Origin of the sequence: Chitinophaga caseinilytica (assembly GCF_038396765.1) — a bacterium.
Lineage (GTDB): Bacteria > Bacteroidota > Bacteroidia > Chitinophagales > Chitinophagaceae > Chitinophaga > Chitinophaga caseinilytica.
This window is the reverse complement of record NZ_CP150096.1, coordinates 37,145-54,357: the sequence shown is the minus strand read 5'-3', so window position 1 is coordinate 54,357 and position 17,213 is coordinate 37,145. Positions and strand designations below refer to the sequence as shown.

General features: G+C 53.4%; 16 protein-coding genes. 8 read left to right on the top strand and 8 right to left on the bottom strand.

What is annotated here, in order from left to right; genetic code table 11:
- Positions 1-530: 530 nt before the first annotated feature.
- The 7 genes from WJU22_RS00235 to pckA form a co-directional block, all read right to left on the bottom strand.
- A complete protein-coding gene (locus tag WJU22_RS00235; protein ID WP_341841319.1) occupies positions 531-992 on the bottom strand; it encodes a DUF1569 domain-containing protein in 462 nt (153 codons plus the stop codon).
- A 7-nt stretch (positions 993-999) separates the two neighbouring features.
- Positions 1,000-1,299: an OmpA family protein gene (locus WJU22_RS00230; RefSeq protein ID WP_341841318.1), complete on the bottom strand. Its 300-nt coding sequence runs from the start codon at positions 1,297-1,299 to the stop codon at positions 1,000-1,002.
- A gap of 527 nt (positions 1,300-1,826) precedes the next feature.
- Positions 1,827-2,873: a tetratricopeptide repeat protein gene (locus tag WJU22_RS00225; RefSeq protein ID WP_341841317.1), complete on the bottom strand. Its 1,047-nt coding sequence runs from the start codon at positions 2,871-2,873 to the stop codon at positions 1,827-1,829.
- Positions 2,874-3,619: 746 nt separating this feature from the next.
- Positions 3,620-4,150, bottom strand: coding sequence for a hypothetical protein (locus WJU22_RS00220; RefSeq protein ID WP_341841316.1), 531 nt, complete (start codon positions 4,148-4,150; stop codon positions 3,620-3,622).
- Positions 4,151-4,234: 84 nt separating this feature from the next.
- The gene (locus WJU22_RS00215) at positions 4,235-4,858 is read right to left on the bottom strand and encodes a 7-carboxy-7-deazaguanine synthase QueE (RefSeq protein ID WP_341841315.1); all 624 of its coding nucleotides are present in this window, start codon (positions 4,856-4,858) and stop codon (positions 4,235-4,237) included.
- Positions 4,859-5,022: 164 nt separating this feature from the next.
- Positions 5,023-5,910 (bottom strand): bifunctional methylenetetrahydrofolate dehydrogenase/methenyltetrahydrofolate cyclohydrolase FolD, encoded by an 888-nt coding sequence (gene folD / locus WJU22_RS00210; RefSeq protein WP_341841314.1) that lies wholly within the window; start codon positions 5,908-5,910, stop codon positions 5,023-5,025.
- 115 nt (positions 5,911-6,025) lie between these two features.
- Positions 6,026-7,630: a phosphoenolpyruvate carboxykinase (ATP) gene (gene pckA, locus WJU22_RS00205; RefSeq protein ID WP_341841313.1), complete on the bottom strand. Its 1,605-nt coding sequence runs from the start codon at positions 7,628-7,630 to the stop codon at positions 6,026-6,028.
- A gap of 304 nt (positions 7,631-7,934) precedes the next feature.
- Between pckA and WJU22_RS00200 the strand changes: the two genes are divergently transcribed.
- The 4 genes from WJU22_RS00200 (at position 7,935) to rsmI (ending at position 11,263) form a co-directional block, all read left to right on the top strand.
- Positions 7,935-9,227 carry an aminopeptidase P N-terminal domain-containing protein gene (locus WJU22_RS00200; RefSeq protein ID WP_341841312.1) on the top strand — a complete coding sequence of 431 codons (1,293 nt, stop codon included), beginning with the start codon at positions 7,935-7,937 and terminating at the stop codon, positions 9,225-9,227.
- Between the two features lie 224 nt (positions 9,228-9,451).
- Positions 9,452-10,219, top strand: a complete 768-nt coding sequence (locus WJU22_RS00195) for a CDP-alcohol phosphatidyltransferase family protein (RefSeq protein WP_341841311.1) — start codon at positions 9,452-9,454, stop codon at positions 10,217-10,219.
- 66 nt (positions 10,220-10,285) lie between these two features.
- Positions 10,286-10,531: a phosphoribosylformylglycinamidine synthase subunit PurS gene (gene purS / locus WJU22_RS00190; RefSeq protein WP_341841310.1), complete on the top strand. Its 246-nt coding sequence runs from the start codon at positions 10,286-10,288 to the stop codon at positions 10,529-10,531.
- Between the two features lie 3 nt (positions 10,532-10,534).
- Positions 10,535-11,263, top strand: coding sequence for a 16S rRNA (cytidine(1402)-2'-O)-methyltransferase (rsmI, locus tag WJU22_RS00185; RefSeq protein ID WP_341841309.1), 729 nt, complete (start codon positions 10,535-10,537; stop codon positions 11,261-11,263).
- Between the two features lie 433 nt (positions 11,264-11,696).
- On the opposite strand, the gene WJU22_RS00180 is transcribed toward rsmI, so the two are convergent.
- Positions 11,697-12,047, bottom strand: a complete 351-nt coding sequence (locus WJU22_RS00180) for a VOC family protein (RefSeq protein ID WP_341841308.1) — start codon at positions 12,045-12,047, stop codon at positions 11,697-11,699.
- A 253-nt stretch (positions 12,048-12,300) separates the two neighbouring features.
- Here WJU22_RS00180 and WJU22_RS00175 point away from each other — a divergent pair, with 253 nt between their 5' ends.
- Genes WJU22_RS00175 through WJU22_RS00160 form a run of 4 tightly spaced genes read left to right on the top strand, consistent with a single transcriptional unit; the run spans position 12,301 to position 17,208 of the window.
- Positions 12,301-12,891 carry a DUF4255 domain-containing protein gene (locus WJU22_RS00175; RefSeq protein WP_341841307.1) on the top strand — a complete coding sequence of 197 codons (591 nt, stop codon included), beginning with the start codon at positions 12,301-12,303 and terminating at the stop codon, positions 12,889-12,891.
- A gap of 51 nt (positions 12,892-12,942) precedes the next feature.
- Complete coding sequence (locus tag WJU22_RS00170; RefSeq protein ID WP_341841306.1) at positions 12,943-13,695, top strand: hypothetical protein; 753 nt, start codon at positions 12,943-12,945, stop codon at positions 13,693-13,695.
- 15 nt (positions 13,696-13,710) lie between these two features.
- The gene (locus WJU22_RS00165) at positions 13,711-15,159 is read left to right on the top strand and encodes a phage tail sheath family protein (protein ID WP_341841305.1); all 1,449 of its coding nucleotides are present in this window, start codon (positions 13,711-13,713) and stop codon (positions 15,157-15,159) included.
- A 27-nt stretch (positions 15,160-15,186) separates the two neighbouring features.
- Positions 15,187-17,208, top strand: coding sequence for a phage tail sheath C-terminal domain-containing protein (locus tag WJU22_RS00160; RefSeq protein WP_341841304.1), 2,022 nt, complete (start codon positions 15,187-15,189; stop codon positions 17,206-17,208).
- The last annotated feature ends 5 nt before the right edge of the window (positions 17,209-17,213 follow it).

The window sequence follows — 17,213 nt, the reverse complement described above, 5'->3', positions numbered from 1 at the left end:
GTTGCATGTGGTTGCTGTTGATGGTGAATTGCGGTTTCGCATTATCATCGTAGGCTCATTGCAGTTCGGCATCGAATGCTTTAATTATTCTAGATGCAAGTCAGATGTAAACCGGTGTTTATGGCGCTGGATGGACGTCCTGTAGGGATGCATTACGTCAGGGAATTGTTGCATGTGGTTGCTGTTGATGATGAATCGCGGGCCTAGCTTTGTCCATGGAGGCTCATTGCAGTTCGGTTGCGAATGTTGCATCAAGTTTCGGTGGTATGTTCGTTGTAAGCCAATGTGTTTCGAGCTGGATGGAAATCTTCAGGAAACGGAATGCATCAAACTGGTCATATCGACGCAGGCCTGCTCATTCGATGACTTTGTTTGATATGGGTATTGGAAAGATCCGTCTTTTGGAATTGGATGAGGGTAGCTTTTGAATACAGCGATGCTCACAGGGTTCCAATGATTCGGGTGTCATTCCATATCAGATGCAGCCAAACAAAAAAAAGCGGCTCCTTGGGAGCCGCCGATTAAAAGTATCATTCGTCCAGCAAACCGAATTGGGTGAAGTGGTGCCGGAAGTGTTTCTGATGGAAACGCAGCCAATCCTCATACCCGATCGGTCCGAAGAAAACATGGATCGCCTGGTGAGAAGGGTTCTCCGAATAATGCCGAAAAAATTCCTGCAATGATGCCAGCAGGTGGTTTGTGGCGGTCAATAAATCCGGATGCAGCAATGGCCCTTCGTTAGCTACAGGGCTGCTTATTCCGCGCGACAGCGGTTTGTCTGTCCGCAGCCATTGCAGTAAATGCGGCAGTTTTTCTTCGGGTGTAATGACGGGGGCGGGTTTATCGCTGACGGAAAACTGTAAGATTCCGTCGAGATGTTCTATCATTCGCTGAGCGTTCATGTTTCCCCAGCGCGGTTGCGTATCGGGAGCGAGTCGTTCCAGCAGGGGGAGGAGCACATCGGCTTGTGCGAGCGGGAAAAGTATTTCCATGAAATAATTACTGTAAGCTGATGATTTTGAGTTCCGTTCTTCTGTTTTGCGCGCGTCCGGCATCGGAATCGTTGCTTTCCAACGGCTTCGTTTCGCCATAACCTTTGGCTTTCAGCCTGGTGGCGGCTATGCCATGTTGCGCCAGGTAGTCGACCACCGATTTTGCGCGATTTTGGGAAAGCAGCAGGTTATCGGCATCGCTGCCGACATTATCGGTGTGCCCGCTGATTTCGACCTGCAAGGTCGCGTTTTCGCGGAGGAAATCGACGAGTTTGTCCAGTTCGGTGGCAGAAGCGGGTTCCAGCACGAACTGGTTCGTGGGGAAAAAGATGTTTCTCAGTACGAGCGTAGCATTCGCTTCGATCGGCGTCAGGGGAATATTTTTTTCGAAAGGCTTACCGTCCAGGTTGCCGGTCAGTGAGAAATTGTCGGAATAGAAGAGGTATCCTTTCCGGTTGACGTTAAAGGCGTAATCTTTCCCGGTCGGAAGGGGAACGAGGTAATCGCCGTTTTGATTGCTTTGGATGGTGGCTACAGGTTGGCGGTTCGACAGGTCGATAAGGTCCAGTTCCGCTGGGAGGCGTGCCTGGGTCTTGGCATCGTATACGTATCCGCGAATATAAAGCGTCGGGAGCGGACGGGCCTCGGGATACAGTTCGAAGCTGTAGATGTCGAGCGCCCCGCGGGAGTCGCTGCGGTCGGAAGCAAAGTAAGCGGTGCGGCCATCGGCGGCGACCGTCAGGCTTCCTTCTTCTTCGATCGTGTTGATGGGATAGCCCAGGTTAACGGGTGTTCCCCAGGATCCGTCGGCCTGTTTCCGGCAGTAGAAAAGGTCTAGCCCCCGAATCCCGGATGCCCGTCAGACGCGAAGAAGAGCGTTTGGCCATCGGCATGCAGGTAAGGCGTGGTTTCGCGGCCTTTGGTGTTGATGTGAGGCCCCAGGCGCTCGGCGGGCGCCCAACGTCCGTCGGCATTGCGGGTGCTGACGAAGATATCGGAACCTGCGTCGGGTGTGGCACGGACGAAATAGAGCGTTTGCTTATCGGGCGAAAGGCAGGGCTGTGATTCCCAGGCTTCGGTGTTGATGGCGGGACCGATGTTTTTAGGTTGCGTCCAGCCTCCGTCTTCCGTGCGGAGGGAGAAGTAGATGTCGCAGGAGCCGCGGCCGGTGGGGAAGTCGCAGCCGGTATACACGAGCATTTCGCCGTCTTGTGAAATGTTTTGTGCGCCTTCGTTGAACGCGGTGTTCACGGGTTCGCCCATGTCGCGTGCGTGCGTCCATTGGAGGCTGTCGCGCCCAGCGATGAAGAAATCCTCGTTCCTTCCGCCAACACGGCGGGTGAAAACGAGCGTTTTTCCATCGATCGTGGGTGAGGGGAAGTATTCCGGATCGGCGGTGTTCACGGATTCGCCGAGGTTTTGTGGTTTGAAGGGGACGGGTTTTGTCGTAACGGCGAATTCCATGTCCTTTTTCAGTTGCCGGGTGCGGGGGGATATGTTTTTGGCGGTGGTTTCGTACCGGTTGAGGAGGGCCAGGGCTTCGGTGAATTTGCCGTTCCCGGCCATGGCTTTGGCGTAGGAAGGTGAAACGGAGCGCAGGCCGGAGGAGTCCAGTTCGCCCAGTTTTAGAAACGCCTGTTCCGCATCGGAATATTGTTTCATGGCAAGGTAGGTGAGGGCCATTTGTCCGTAAGCGTCAGGGAAAGTAGGTTTTGCCCGGATAGCTTCCTGCAGGTAGCGGATGGCTTCCGGGTATTGGTAAGACCGCATGGCAGTCATGGAAGATTCGAGCAATTCCATGGCTTTCCTGGTGGCCTTGTCCGTTTGTTGTGCGAACGCTTGCATGCTCACAAGGCAGCAGCAGAACAGGAGTTTTTTCATAGTCGACCACTAAATAACGAAAAAAATGAAGGTTTATGATGGATAAGGCGGCAATAATACAGATTAGGCCCTTGATTTGTGAATTTATATGTATGGGTGTGAATTCAAATATGATAGAGTTGTGGCATCACCATGCCGTTCGGTAGCATACAATTTTCAAGCGGCGTATAGATGCATGTTGATGAAAGAAAAGATGCTGCGCTTGAAACCGCTATGCCGGATTGAATAGCAGGGCAAGAGTTTGAAATGGACTCTGCTGCAAAATCTTTTGGAAATTTTTTCGATGTTGATAAAACTACAGGACTTATTCCAATTCTACTGCCGATTAAATATGATAGGATTGCGGCATCACCATGCCGTTCGGCAGCATACAATTTTTAAGCGGCGTATTGAAGCATGTTGAAGAAAGGAAAGACACTGCGCTTGGAACCGCTATACCGGATTGAATTGATTTGCAAGTGTTTGATATCAACACGGCAGCAAATCCTTTTGGAGATTTTTTTGATGTTGATAAATCGACAGGAGTCATTCCAATTCAACTGCCGATTAAATATGATAGGGTTATGGCATCACTATACCGTTCGGCAGCATACAATTTTCAAGCGATGTACTGATTCATGTTGAAGAAAGTAAAGACACTGCGCTTGAAACCGCTATGCCGGATTGAATGGATTTGCAAGTATTTGGTATGGACACGGCAACAAATCCTTTTGGAGATTTTTGTGATATTGATAAATCTATTGGAGTTATTCCATTTCGACTGCCGTTGCAATATCAATATATGCGATCCGAGGGTCGGTTCTGTTGTATAAAACTTTGTATGTCAATCCATTTCCAAAGAATTTCTTTGTGCAAAGGACCTGGTGGCTACGATGGTAAACAACACCGGAAACGTCATATGAAAAGGAAATCAATTCGCTGCCTTTCTCAAGTTTTTCGTGACAGGGAAGTGAAATCGTTTGATCGAAAGCTGGCGTATCAATAACCGGATGCAACAAATCGATCATGGAACGATGTGGATTACTGCTGTCATAGTAGACGATATATTTTTCCCCGGGATAGAGGTAGCGATGGCCTCGGACACCCATCGATCCGAAATGTTGCCAGCCGTTTACTTTGTATTTCCAGCGAAAACTGTCACCATGGGTCGACAGGGTGCCGACGGTCGTTTGGCCGACATCGAAAATTCTCGCGTTGTTCCAATATAGAAAACCGATGCAAGCCATAAAGGCAACAAACAGTCCCGTGGCAATGATAGTTTTCCGTTTTTTGGACATTTCCTTGGAAGGGTAGAATTGGTAACGCAGGGATATTGTTATGGGATGTACAGTGTTAATTATGAAGGTGGCGTGAAGTAGCCCTTATGGAACGTTGAGATATTTGTGGATCTGCAGCGAAATCTGCCACTGCGGGTTGGCCTTCACATAATCGATGATCAACGGCGTCATCTGGTTGGCTTTGCTCCATTCCGGCTGCAGGTATAGTTTGCAGTTGGGCCCCGCCAGAGCTGCGTATTGCTCGGCCCAGGCGAAGTCGGATTTATTGTAGATCACGATCTTCAACTCGTGGGCTACGGCGCAGATTTCGGGAAGGGGGGCTTTGAATTTCTTGGGGGAAAGGGTGATCCAGTCCCATTGTCCGCTTAAGGGCGAGGAGCCGGACGTTTCCATATGAGTGCGGAACCCCTCGGCCTGCAGTGCACTGGTTAAGGCCTGGAGATCATGCATCAGGGGCTCGCCGCCGGTAATCACGGCGATCCGGCCGGGATGAGCGGCGGCTTCGGCTACGATCTCATCGATGGGGCGCTTCGGGTGCTTATCAGCATCCCAGCTTTCCTTGACATCGCACCAAACGCAACCCACATCACATCCGCCGAGCCGGATGAAGTAGGCCGCTTTCCCTTGGTGAAATCCTTCCCCCTGGATGGTGTAGAAAGATTCCATCACGGGCAATACGGTTGTTGTATGGAGCGTCGCTGTTGTCATGGTGCAAAGGTACGTCAATCTGCGTTGTCGCGGCCTCACTGGCCCGGATGGCCGTTCGGTGCCGCATTTGTGGATCGGTTGTTAAAGATTCAGCCCATGGACCCGCTGTTCGCAGGGCATGGGCTGATAGTATGGTTGCATCCGTCTGGAAGGGGATTGCAGGATTAGTTTTGGTTGCCTTTCTGGCCGATGGCTGCCTGGTAGGTGTTTTTCAGCAGGGCAGCGATCGTCATGGGGCCTACGCCTCCGGGAACCGGGGTGATGAAGCTCGCTTTGGGCGCCACTTCGTCGAATTTCACGTCGCCAACGAGCCGGAAACCGCTTTTCTTGGTTTCGTCCGGGAGGCGATGGATGCCCACATCCACGATTACGGCGCCTTCTTTCACCATGTCGCCCGTCACGAAATGGGGGCGACCTACCGCTGCAACGATAATATCTGCCTGCAGGCAAATTTCACGGAGGTTTTTGGTGTGGGAATGGCAAAGCGTAACGGTGCAGTTGCCGGGATTGCTGTTGCGGCTGAGCAGGATGCTGACCGGCGTTCCTACGATGTGGCTGCGGCCGATCACTACGGCATGTTTGCCTTTCGTCTCGATGTTATAATGTTCCAGCATCAGCATGATCCCATAAGGGGTTGCAGGCAGGAAAGCGGGAAGGCCGCTTACCATTTTGCCCACGTTCATGGGATGGAACCCGTCCACATCCTTGCTGGGATCGATGGTGTTGATCACCAGTTCTTCATTGATGTGTTTGGGAAGGGGGAGCTGTACGAGGATCCCGTCGATGTCGGGGTTTTCGTTCAGCATGATAATATGATCGAGCAGGTGCTTTTCGGAGATGGTGTCTTCAAAGCGGAGGAGGGTGGAGTTGTACCCGATTTCCGCGCAGGATTTCACTTTGGAGGCCACGTAGGTTTCGCTGGCGCCGTCGTTCCCGACGAGGATGGCCGCGAGGTGAGGCGCTTTTTTGCCAAGGGTCTTCAATGCGGTCGTTTGTTCGGCCAGCTGGTCCTTAATTGCCTGGGAGGTGAGTTTACCGTCTAAAATTTGCATGCGCAAAGGTACGGAAAATGGCGGATAAACGAAAGGGGCTGCCTAGCCTGGCAGCCCCTCAACCAAATTGATAAATGAACGTAGGAATCTATAATTATAAAGGCAAAACGGTGGATCAGCGGGTTGTCGGCGCGGCGGCGAGGATCTCGGGATCGGCCTTCGCGGCGTATTTTTCAAAGTTTTTCACAAATTGGGCGGCCAGATCGGCAGCCTTGGCGTCATACGCAGCGGGGTCGGCCCAGGTGTTGCGCGGTTCGAGCAACTCGTCCGGAACGCCGGGAACGGATTCCGGGATCGCCAGCTTGAACTCGCCGTAGGTCTTGTAAGCGACCTTGTCGAGCATCCCGTTCAGGGCGGCGGTGATCATGGCGCGGGTGTACGACAGCTTGATGCGGTTTCCCGTGCCGTAAGGCCCGCCGGTCCAGCCGGTGTTGATCATCCAGACGTTCACGTCGTGCTCGCGCATCTTTTCGCCCAGCATCTGCGCGTAACGGGCAGGGTGCAGGGGGAGGAAGGGCGCGCCGAAACATGCGCTGAAAGTGGATTTAGGTTCCGTGATGCCTGCTTCCGTGCCTGCAACTTTGGCGGTGTACCCGGAAATGAACTGGTACATGGCCTGGCCGGGCGTCAGCCGCGAAATGGGCGGCAATACGCCGTATGCGTCGCAGGTGAGGAAGAAAATATTCTTCGGAATGCCCCCGATGGAGGGTTCCTTCGCATTGGCAATGTAAGAGAGGGGATAGCTCACACGGGTGTTTTCCGTGATATGCCCGTCTGCATAATTCACCTCGTTGGTGCCGGGGAAGAACGAAATGTTCTCCAGCAAGGCGCCTTCGCGGATCGCATGGAAGATGGCCGGCTCTTTTTCCGCACTCAGGTCAATGGTTTTGGCATAACATCCCCCTTCGAAGTTGAAAACGCCACTGTCCGTCCAGCCATGTTCATCGTCGCCGATGAGCTTGCGTTGCGGATCTGCGCTGAGGGTGGTTTTGCCGGTACCGCTGAGCCCGAAGAAAACAGCCGTATCGCCGCCGCTGCCCTGGTTGGCGGAGCAGTGCATGCTCAGTACTTTTCGGGCATGGGGGAGCAGGTAGTTCAGGATGGTGAACACGCCTTTCTTGATTTCGCCGGTATAAGCCGAACCGCCGATGAGGATCATTTTGCGGCTGAAGCTCACGACGGAGAAGTTATGCTGGCGCGTCCCGTCCGTAGCCGGATCGGCATGCAGCCCCGGGGCCTGGATAACCGTCCAGTCCGGTTCGATGTGTTCCAGTTCCTCTTCCGAAGGGCGCAGGAACATATTGTAAGCGAAAAGACTGCTCCACGGCGATTCCGTGATGACGCGGATGTTCAGGCGGTACGCCGGGTCGGCGCAGGCCATGCAATCGCGCACCCAAACGGGTTTGCCAGTGAAATAGCGGGTGATCTTCCGGTACAGTTTCTCAAAGTTGTCAGCAGAAAATGGCTGGTTAAAGTCGTTCCAGTTGACGGTGTCGGCAGTTAACTCGTCTTTCACGATGAACTTGTCCTTCGGAGAACGGCCTGTGAACTCGCCTGTGTTGACGACTAACGCCCCGGTACTGCTCAGGCAGCCTTCGGAACGCTGCAACGTCTGCGACGTCAGCTCCTCCGGGGAGAGTTGGTAATGTACATCGGCGACGTTCTCTATGCCCAGTTCCCGCAATTCTCTGAGTGTATCCCTTACACTGCTGATTTGCATAAAGAAAGATTGTTTTGGTGTAATGGCAAAACTATGGATTTTTTGATAACGTTAAATTTGATGGGTGTTGCAACGAATATTTTTATTAAAAAATCTACTTTTTGAGGCCTGTTTTTAGAAAATATTCATTTCTACCGATTTCAATTTGCCCGAAAATCAAATTAGCCGCATAATAAATTCAAGGTGAATAATCTACCAGTTTAGGGGAATACCGTACCGGTCTGTATTGGGCTGTTTTGCGGGTAACTGATTTTCCGGTAAGTTTGGCGTCCAAAGCAAGCTAAGCAGTAAAAAGACTCATCAAATGAAATATTTGCCACTGGATCCTCAGATCTTCATTAAGAACCGCAACCGTTTTACGGCAAAAATGCAACCCGGCTCCATTGCCATCTTTAATTCGAACGACGAACTGCCTTCCAACGGCGACGCCCTTCATCCCTTCAAGCAAAACGCAGACCTGTACTGGCTTACAGGGATTGACCAGGAAGACACCATGCTGGTGCTTTTCCCCGACAACCCGGACCCCAAACACCGCGAAGTGCTCGTGCTGGTGCGCCCGAACGAGCTGAAGGAGAAATGGGACGGCCATCGCCTCCGCCGCGAAGAAGCCACCGCCATTTCCGGCATCAAAACCATCGTCTGGCTCGACGCCCTCGACGGCCTCCTCCAGCCCTGGATCCACGATGCCATCAATATTTACCTCAATTCCAACGAAAACAACCGTAAAGCCAACCTGGTGCCCGTTCGCGATTACCGCTACGCCCAGGAGCTCCGGACCCGCTATCCCCTTCATAACTTCCTCCGCGCCGCGCCCCTGCTGAAGGAGCTGCGTTCGGTAAAAACCGAGGAGGAGATCGGGGTGATCCAGACGGCGATCGATATCACGGAAAAGACGTTCCGCCGCCTGCTCGGGTTCATCCGGCCGGGTGTGTTCGAACATGAGATCCACGCTGAAATCTGGCACGAATTCCTGCGCAACCGCGCCACGGGAGAGGCTTACGGGTCTATCATCGCTTCGGGCGACCGTGCCCGCACGCTGCACTACGTTTCCAACAACCAGGAATGTAAAGACGGCGAAGTGATCCTTATGGACTTCGGCGCGGCTTATGGCGGCTACAATGCCGACCTGACGCGTACCGTGCCGGTGAACGGTAAATTCACCCCGCGCCAGCGCGAGGTGTATGACGCCTGCCTGCACCTGCACAATTTCGCGAAAGGCCTGCTCAAACCGGGCATTACCATCGCAGATTATCATCAGCAGGTGGGTGTGGAAGCAGGCAAACAGTTCGTGAAACTGGGGCTGCTGACGGAATCCGACATTAAAAACGAGGACCCCGAAACGCCGGCGTACCGCAAATACTTGTACCATGGCATTTCGCACCACCTGGGCGTGGACGTGCACGACCTCGGGCCGTCCTTCCACCAGCCGATCCCCGACGGGGCGGTGCTGACGGTGGAACCGGGTATCTACATCGAGGAAGAAAAGATGGGCATCCGTATCGAGAATAACATCTGGGTGAAATCTTCCGGGAATGTGGACCTCATGAAAAATATCCCCATCACGGCCGACGAGATCGAGGCGCTGATGAAAAAATAACGGTGATCTTCGCCATGAAGCCCGTTCCGCTGAAACCGGGACGGGCTTTTCTTTTGCTGTTCATTTTGTTCATTTAGACCACAGCAGGTGTTAATACCATTTCCCGCAATGAATAAAATGCTTTTGGTTTATATTCTTCAATTTTTAATATTTTTCCACCGGGAAACCGGGCACTTGTCCGAAAACCTTCCCGCTCACGGGCGCAACCGCCCACAACCGGTAACATGAAACAGATTCCCAACATCCTGACGCTTTCCAATTTATTCTGCGGCGCGCTGGCCATAATTTTCATCCTGCATGCGCCGGAGTACATCGCCGAGTTCAACGGTACGGAGTATACGATCACCAACCCGGAACCGATCTACTGGGCGAGCGGTCTGGTAGTACTGGCCGGTATCATCGATTTTTTCGACGGGTTCGTGGCGCGGCTGCTGAAAGTGTCGAGCGCAATGGGGAAGGAGCTGGATTCGCTGGCCGACGTAGTGTCTTTCGGAGTTGTGCCGGGCATGATGCTGTTCCGCCTCCTGCAAAGCGCTTATATGCAAATGCCCGATGTGTACGACGTTTCGGTCTTCAACCTGGCCCCGGCCTTGCTGGTGCCCTGTTTCGCAGCGTATCGCCTGGCGGTTTTCAACCTCGACACGCGGCAGACGGAACATTTCATCGGGGTGCCTACGCCGGCGGCGGGGTTCCTGGTGGCGTCTTTCCCCATGATCATGCTGTATAATCCGTTCGGGCTGGCGCAGTGGCTGGGAAATATCTGGGTGCTGTACGCGATCATCGCGGTATTGTGTTACCTGATGGTGAGCTCCCATCCCATGATCAGCCTGAAATTCAAAAACCTGTCGGTAAAGGACAACTGGCCGCGGTTTTTGCTGGCATTGCTCACGGTGGTGAGCATCCCGGTGCTGGGGTATGCAACGGTGCCTTTCGTGTTCGCAGCGTATGTGGTGCTGTCGCTCATCGTACCCCCAAAGAGCCAGCAAGGCTGATTTCACAATTCCTTCCGGGGAATTTGATAACTAATTGCTAGTTTTGCGTCTAAATTTTTCGAACAAATGACATTTACTGCGCATATCAACGTGATGCCGTTGAAAGAACTGCTGGACCCCCAAGGCAAGGCTGTACTGGGCGGATTGAAGAACCTGGGCCTGGGAAATGTACACGACGTACGGGTAGGCAAACATATTACGCTCCAGATCGACGCGGCTTCCAAGGAAGAAGCGCAACAGATCGCCGAGAACGCCTGCCAGAAACTGCTGGCTAACCAGGTAATGGAATTTTACGAAGTAAACATTCAATAAGCATTGGCCAGGCTCTACCTCATTCCTTCGCCTATCGGCAACCTGGGCGACATTACGTACCGGGCCGTAAAGGTTTTGGAGACGGTGGAGTTGGTACTTGCCGAAGATACCCGGACTTCCGGGGTGCTTCTCAAACATTACGGTATCAGCAAGCCTGTAACACCTTATCATCAGCATAATGAACATAAGGTGTTACAGCACCTGGTACAACAGTTGCGCGAAGGGCGCTCCATGGCACTGGTGACCGATGCCGGCACACCGGGCGTCAGCGATCCGGGGTTCCTGCTCGTGCGCGAATGCATCCGCGAAGGGATCGATGTGGAATGCCTCCCCGGCGCCACGGCTTTCGTTCCCGCCCTCGTCAATAGCGGCATCCCCATGAACCGCTTTGCTTTCGAAGGCTTCCTTCCTCCCAAAAAAGGCCGTCACACCTTGCTCACGCAGCTCTCCACCGAGCCTCGCACCATGGTGTTCTACGAATCTCCCCACCGCCTCGTCAAAACCCTGGAAGATTTTATGCAATATTTCGGTGAAGCCCGCCAATGCTGCGTTTCCCGCGAGCTCACCAAGATGTTCGAAGAAAACAAACGAGGCTCCCTCGTTGAAGTGCGCGACCATTTCCAGACCAAAGGTGTGAAAGGGGAGATCGTAATTATCGTGGAAGGTGCGCCGGAAAAAGCAAATTCCCGAATTAACAGGGAATCGCGCCAGGATGAAGAGGAAGAGGAGTAGCAGTCAATCGTCGATAAGCTCGCGATTTCCCGATGCCAGATGTTGAAAAAAATTGCAGGGAGCCCAAACCCGGCAATCAACCAACCTTCCGACCACTGTGCCATTTTGATTTTCTCTGTCGTAAAAGCTTGGCTGTGACATGTTTTTGCCAAGGCCTTCGACTTCCGAAGTGAATTTTAATTTTCCATCATCGATTTCTATACCGTTTTGGTTAAGATAAATGCATTCCTCGGCAGACTACATTTCTTTCAAAACGAATTCAACTTTCCCATCAATACGTATCTCCGGCATTCAGGTTTGGATAGTTGCATTAACAAACTGATTTATTTTCATCCACAAAATTCAGAACGCTCTCGTCAAATTGGTTTTCGGGAAAATCAGGTTTGATGCGGGTATTTTAGTACTGGCTTTCCTGCCGATCCGTAAATAATTTCTACTTTTCAGATAATTCGATTTTCCTGCCGTCGTAATCCTGTACAACCGCAGTGTAACCCCAATCCGAGTGTGCCGGAAACGAAACGATCGTAACTCCATCGGCCTGCAGGTTACGGATTAATTCGTCCAGCGAATGAACCTGGAATCCGAGCCGCGTCGTATTATCGGCCGCAGCAACGCTCTTTGGTAACGGATATATTTCCAGCACTACAGGACTTCCAACACTGGCAAAATGAAATGGGCCATTCCCGTGATTGTGATAATCGAACTTGAATCCAAGCCTGGAATAGAAATCCGCTTGCTTTTCAAGTTGGTTTGTTTTTATTACAATCAATGAAATATTGATCATGCCTTATATTTATATGTTGTTGTAATGATCCTAAAAATAAGAAAGTGATCGCTTATTCTCCGCCAGTTATCATTCACATCCCGCCGGTTATCGTCTTTTTTTTGCAGTATGATTTTTATTACCTAATATTACATCAATAGAAAAACCTTGGAATAGTAGCACAGCCCCAAACTCAATACAGCACTATAAGTGAAGAGAAGTTAAACCCCGGTTTCCAGTAATTGTATAGCGCAAACCCCGAAATCCTTCATCGATGATCGATCAGGTTTTGAGCGCGATCGTAAGTAAGTTGAACACATATATCGGTACGTTAGACCCGGAAGTCATCCTCGGCAACATTTCGTTCGCGGACGCTTTCCAGGAAACGCCTTCGCAGAATCTGAGCGACAAGATCGTTGTATCCGTCGTCAATATTCAGCAGGAGGAAACTTTGCGCAACCTGCCTTTCCGGCGCACCGTGTATAACAACGGTATCCCGGAAGTCGTAGAGCGCCAACCCGAGATCCATCTCAATGTGTTCATCCTGGTCAGCGCAAACAAGAACACCTACAGCACGGCCCTGCAGCGCATTTCGCAGGTGATCGCGTTTTTTCAGCGGCAGTTCGTTTTCACGCCGGCAGACACGCCCGTGCTGGGAACGCTGCAATTGAACCGCGTCATCTTCGATTTATATTCCACCCGGTTCGAGGAATTGAACCAGTTGTGGAGCGTGATGGGAGGGAAGTACATCCCGTCTGTCATCTATAAAATGCGCATGGCCGTGATCCAGGACGCACCGCAATCCGGCTCCGGCATCGTTTCGGAGATCAACCTGCAAACGCAGGTGCTGGGCGCCCAGCAATAAAAAAAGCGCAATCGAAAAACCCGTTACTGATAAACCCCATTGATTCAAGCCATGGAAAAACTGGTTTGGCGTTACACCCCGGAATTCAGGATACGCATCCGTATCAACAACGCAGACCCCGGCGAGGGCGTCCGCCTGGAAATGGCGCCGCTCAGTGCCGCTACTGCGGCCAGTTTCGGTCTGCTCATCCGTTCCTCCCCCGGAGGGCTCACCGCCTTCTGCAAACAATATTTCAATGGCGTGACATGGGCTCCCGCCACCGCGCTCACGCAGCCGGTGCAGTTCACATTTTGGCTGATCATCGACAAATCCCGGGCAGCATTGCCCGATTTTTTCGAGCAGGGGTCCCAGCAACTGGGGCGCCGCATCTTCTACGCCTGCAATCTTACACCTGCCGGCGTCATCGATGCGAACCTCGCAGGAAACGTAGTAGCCCTCACCGCCGCCGCCAATGCAGGCAACAACGAAAACGGCGCCCTCAGCGGATACCTCCTGTCGCACAAAGTAACCCCCGGCGCCTTCAACCAGATCCGCGCCGGAAAAATCACCGCCGGAGCCCCCGTTTCCTTCACCCTCAACGAAACCGTGACACCCCTGCAAGACCGTACGGGCCTGGATTTGCGTCCACACCCGCGCGGAGCTTATGTGGTAAGGCTCGAAGGCGGAGCGCCCCTGCAGGAAAAAGTAGTGTTCGACCAATCTGCCGCCACGGCCGACGTCTGCGGTGTGATCGACATATTCAAACAAGCCTGGCACCTGGCTCCTCAGCCACGGGAATACAGCATAAATTTTCAAAGAACCTGATTAAAATGACCGATCATGTTAAACTTAGCAAACCTTAAAACACCCGGCGTTTACATCGACGAGGTACCCAAGTTCCCGCCGTCTGTAGCCCAGGTGGAAACCGCCATCCCGGCCTTCATCGGCTACACCCGGCTCACCACGCTCAATGGCAACACGCTGGTCAACAAGCCGGTACGGATTACTTCGCTCGTTGAGTACGAAGCCATCTTCGGCGCCAGGCTCGAAACTTTCACCGCTGCCGTCAACACCGTTAACGGAACACACGTCGTAGCCACGCCCCCCGCCGCTCCGGCGGCGCTTTTCAGAATGTACTATGCCATGCAGATGTACTTCTCCAACGGCGGCGGCCCCTGCTACATCGTGTCTATCGGGCCGGATACGGCCACCCCTCCGGCCGCCACCATCGGTAACTACACCGCCGGCCTCGCCGCCATCGCCAAAGAAGACGAGCCCACGCTGCTGGTGTTTCCGGACGGGCAAATCCTCCCCCAGGGCGATTTCTACAATCTCAACAGCCTCGCGCTCGCACAGTGCGCGGATTTGAAAGACCGGTTCGTGATCATGGACGTGTTCAACGGTCATCTCGATTACACCAATCCCGCCAATACCAACGTGATCGACGATAACGCCAATGGCTTCCGGATGCTCATCGGCAACAACAACCTGCTCTATGGAGCGGCTTACTATCCGCACCTGGAAACCTCGCTCACATTGAATTACAACGAAGAAGCCGTAACCATCACCGGTTCGCTGAACGGCAATCCCGTGCCGGGCGCCATGGTACTGCGGCTCTTCAATCCCACCCCGGCCACCGAACAGAATTCACTGTACCACGTCGCCAATAAACTGTACCACCAGATCAAAAATACGATCGCGGATATGCCGGTCGTAATGCCGCCGAGCAGCACCATCGCCGGTGTGTATTGCACGGTAGACGCTACCCGCGGCGTGTGGAAAGCCCCCGCCAACACGAGCCTCCGCTTCGTCCGTAAACCCATGGTGACGCTCAGCGACGATGCGCAGGAAAACCTGAACGTTCACACCACCGGCAAAAGCGTGAACGCCATACGGTCTTTCAGCGGAAAAGGCATCCTCGTATGGGGCGCGCGCACGCTGGCGGGCAACGATAACGAATGGCGCTATGTGAGCGTTCGCCGGTTTTTCAATATGGTGGAAGAATCGACCAAAAAAGCTTCGGAACCCTTCGTGTTCGAGCCGAATGACGCCAACACCTGGGTGAAGGTGCGCGCCATGATCGAGAACTTCCTCATCCTCCAGTGGCGCGCAGGCGCGCTGGCAGGCGCCAAACCGGAACACGCATTTTACGTGAAAGTGGGACTGGGACAGACGATGACCGCGCAAGACATCCTCGAAGGCCGCATGATCGTAGAGATTGGAATGGCCGTGGTGAGGCCGGCGGAATTCATCGTGTTGCGGTACAGCCACAAAATGCAGGAATCCTGATACTTTCATCTGTTAATCTGAACGGATATGGATTATAAAACCCCAGGCGTATTCGTCGAAGAACTTTCGCTGATACCGCCCTCCGTAGCGGCGGTGGCCACAGCCATCCCCGCATTCATCGGCCACACCGCCCTCACGGCCGATGCCGCGGGTAAAACCCTCATCAACCGGCCCATCCGCCTCACGTCGATGCTGGATTTTACATCGCTTTTCGGCGGCGCTTACACGCCCGCCACTTACACCGTAAAGCTGGACGCACAGAATAATATCGCGACGGTAACGCCGGTAAACGGACGGAAGTTTTTCCTGTTCGACGCCATGCAGCATTTCTTCGATAACGGTGGCGGCCCCTGCTACGTGGTTTCCGTTGGGAATTTCACGACAGATGTGACGCTCGGCAACGCCACTACAGGCCTGCTCGGCGGTTTGGCCGCCATTGCGCGGGAAGACGAGCCCACGCTCATTTGCGCGCCAGACACCGGTGCGCTGAAAGAAGGCGACGGCACGCCCGATTTCACGAACGCCGGAAACTTCCACCAGGCCGCCATCCAGCAATGCTCGAAATTGCAGGACCGCTTCGCGATCCTCGACATCCCCGGCGGACAACTTCCCCTGAATCACGCCGAAAACCCGATTGGGAATTTCCGCGACCGCGCCGGCAACCAGGAGCTGAAATATGCCGCGGCATATTATCCCTGGCTGCAATCGTCGTACCCGAAATCACTGCTTTTTACCCAGCTGGCATTCATCGACAATGGGAACGTGGCCATTCCTCCTGCTACGATCAATAACATCATTCCCGCGCTGAGCACGATGGTGCAAACGCTGCGCGACCGGCTTGTTGAAGAGGGGAGAGTATTCTCCAAGATCCCCGCGCCGGTGCTCAATCGCAGCAACTACAATCCTATTAGCGCACATCTCGAAACCCTCCGCCTGGGCGTCATGACGGCAACTACGGTGGCAAATGCCCGCACAGCCTTCGTTCCGCTGATAACTTTTGTCCGTAATGTGGCGCTGGCCATGCGGCGGTTGGAAATTGAAGGAGGGAACACGCCCGACATGACGATCGTGCTGAACAAACTGAAAGCCAACACCGATCTGCGTTTACAACTCGTCAATCTCGTTTCTTTCGAGAAAAACGCCGCTGTGCTCGGATCGTTCCCCGCACCGCCGCGCACCGAAGCCATGGTGCATACCGATTATACCGATATCAGCACAACCGACTGGATTGCCGGCGCCAACGTTACCACCATCCAGCCGGAAATGAATCCGTATTCAGGGCCCACGCCACTGGCAACCGTTCAGAACGTGGCCAACTCCGTTACCCTTCACAAGGCTTTCGAAAAAATAGCCGATGCCTTTATGGCCGTGTTGCAGGATGCGATCAATCGTACAGACAATGCCGAAACGCTCCTGTTCACCCAACACCCGTTTTTTAAAGCGGTGAACGACCGGGTGAAACTGGAGATGAGCTACCTGCCGCCTTCGGGCGCCGTGGCCGGCGTGTATGCCACTACAGACCGTACCCGCGGTGTGTGGAAAGCCCCTGCCAATATGAGCCTCCGCAGCGTAGTGGCGCCTGCCGTCAAACTGAACGACCTGGAGCAAAGCGGCCTGAACGTGAACGACAACGGAAAGAGCGTAAATGCTATCAGGGCGTTCACGGGCAAGGGCATCCTCGTCTGGGGCGCACGGACCATGGCCGGCAACGATAACGAATGGCGATATGTGAACGTCCGCCGGTTCTTCAATTATGTGGAAGAATCGACCAAAAAAGCATCGGAGCCTTTCGTATTCGAAAACAACGACGCCAACACCTGGGTGCGCATCCGCGCCATGATCGAAAACTTCCTGACGCTGCAATGGCGCCAGGGCGCATTGGCCGGTGCCACCACCAAACAGGCGTTTTACGTAAAAGTGGGCCTCGGTGAAACGATGACCGCGCAAGACATCCTCGAGGGCCGGCTGATCGTGGAGATCGGAATGGCTGCCGTTCGTCCTGCGGAATTCATCGTGCTCCGGTTCAGCCACAAAATGCAGGAATCCTGATTCAA

Excerpts from the sequence above, each read along its gene's own strand:
- purS (WP_341841310.1), top strand. The coding sequence starts at position 10,286 with ATGACATTTACTGCGCATATCAACGTGATGCCGTTGAAAGAACTGCTG.
- WJU22_RS00175 (WP_341841307.1), top strand. The coding sequence starts at position 12,301 with ATGATCGATCAGGTTTTGAGCGCGATCGTAAGTAAGTTGAACACATAT.
- WJU22_RS00220 (WP_341841316.1), bottom strand. The coding sequence starts at position 4,150 with ATGTCCAAAAAACGGAAAACTATCATTGCCACGGGACTGTTTGTTGCC.
- folD (WP_341841314.1), bottom strand. The coding sequence starts at position 5,910 with ATGCAAATTTTAGACGGTAAACTCACCTCCCAGGCAATTAAGGACCAG.
- WJU22_RS00165 (WP_341841305.1), top strand. The coding sequence starts at position 13,711 with ATGTTAAACTTAGCAAACCTTAAAACACCCGGCGTTTACATCGACGAG.
- WJU22_RS00195 (WP_341841311.1), top strand. The coding sequence starts at position 9,452 with ATGAAACAGATTCCCAACATCCTGACGCTTTCCAATTTATTCTGCGGC.
- WJU22_RS00160 (WP_341841304.1), top strand. The coding sequence starts at position 15,187 with ATGGATTATAAAACCCCAGGCGTATTCGTCGAAGAACTTTCGCTGATA.
- WJU22_RS00180 (WP_341841308.1), bottom strand. The coding sequence starts at position 12,047 with ATGATCAATATTTCATTGATTGTAATAAAAACAAACCAACTTGAAAAG.
- WJU22_RS00200 (WP_341841312.1), top strand. The coding sequence starts at position 7,935 with ATGAAATATTTGCCACTGGATCCTCAGATCTTCATTAAGAACCGCAAC.
- WJU22_RS00235 (WP_341841319.1), bottom strand. The coding sequence starts at position 992 with ATGGAAATACTTTTCCCGCTCGCACAAGCCGATGTGCTCCTCCCCCTG.
- WJU22_RS00215 (WP_341841315.1), bottom strand. The coding sequence starts at position 4,858 with ATGACAACAGCGACGCTCCATACAACAACCGTATTGCCCGTGATGGAA.
- WJU22_RS00225 (WP_341841317.1), bottom strand. The coding sequence starts at position 2,873 with ATGAAAAAACTCCTGTTCTGCTGCTGCCTTGTGAGCATGCAAGCGTTC.
- WJU22_RS00170 (WP_341841306.1), top strand. The coding sequence starts at position 12,943 with ATGGAAAAACTGGTTTGGCGTTACACCCCGGAATTCAGGATACGCATC.
- pckA (WP_341841313.1), bottom strand. The coding sequence starts at position 7,630 with ATGCAAATCAGCAGTGTAAGGGATACACTCAGAGAATTGCGGGAACTG.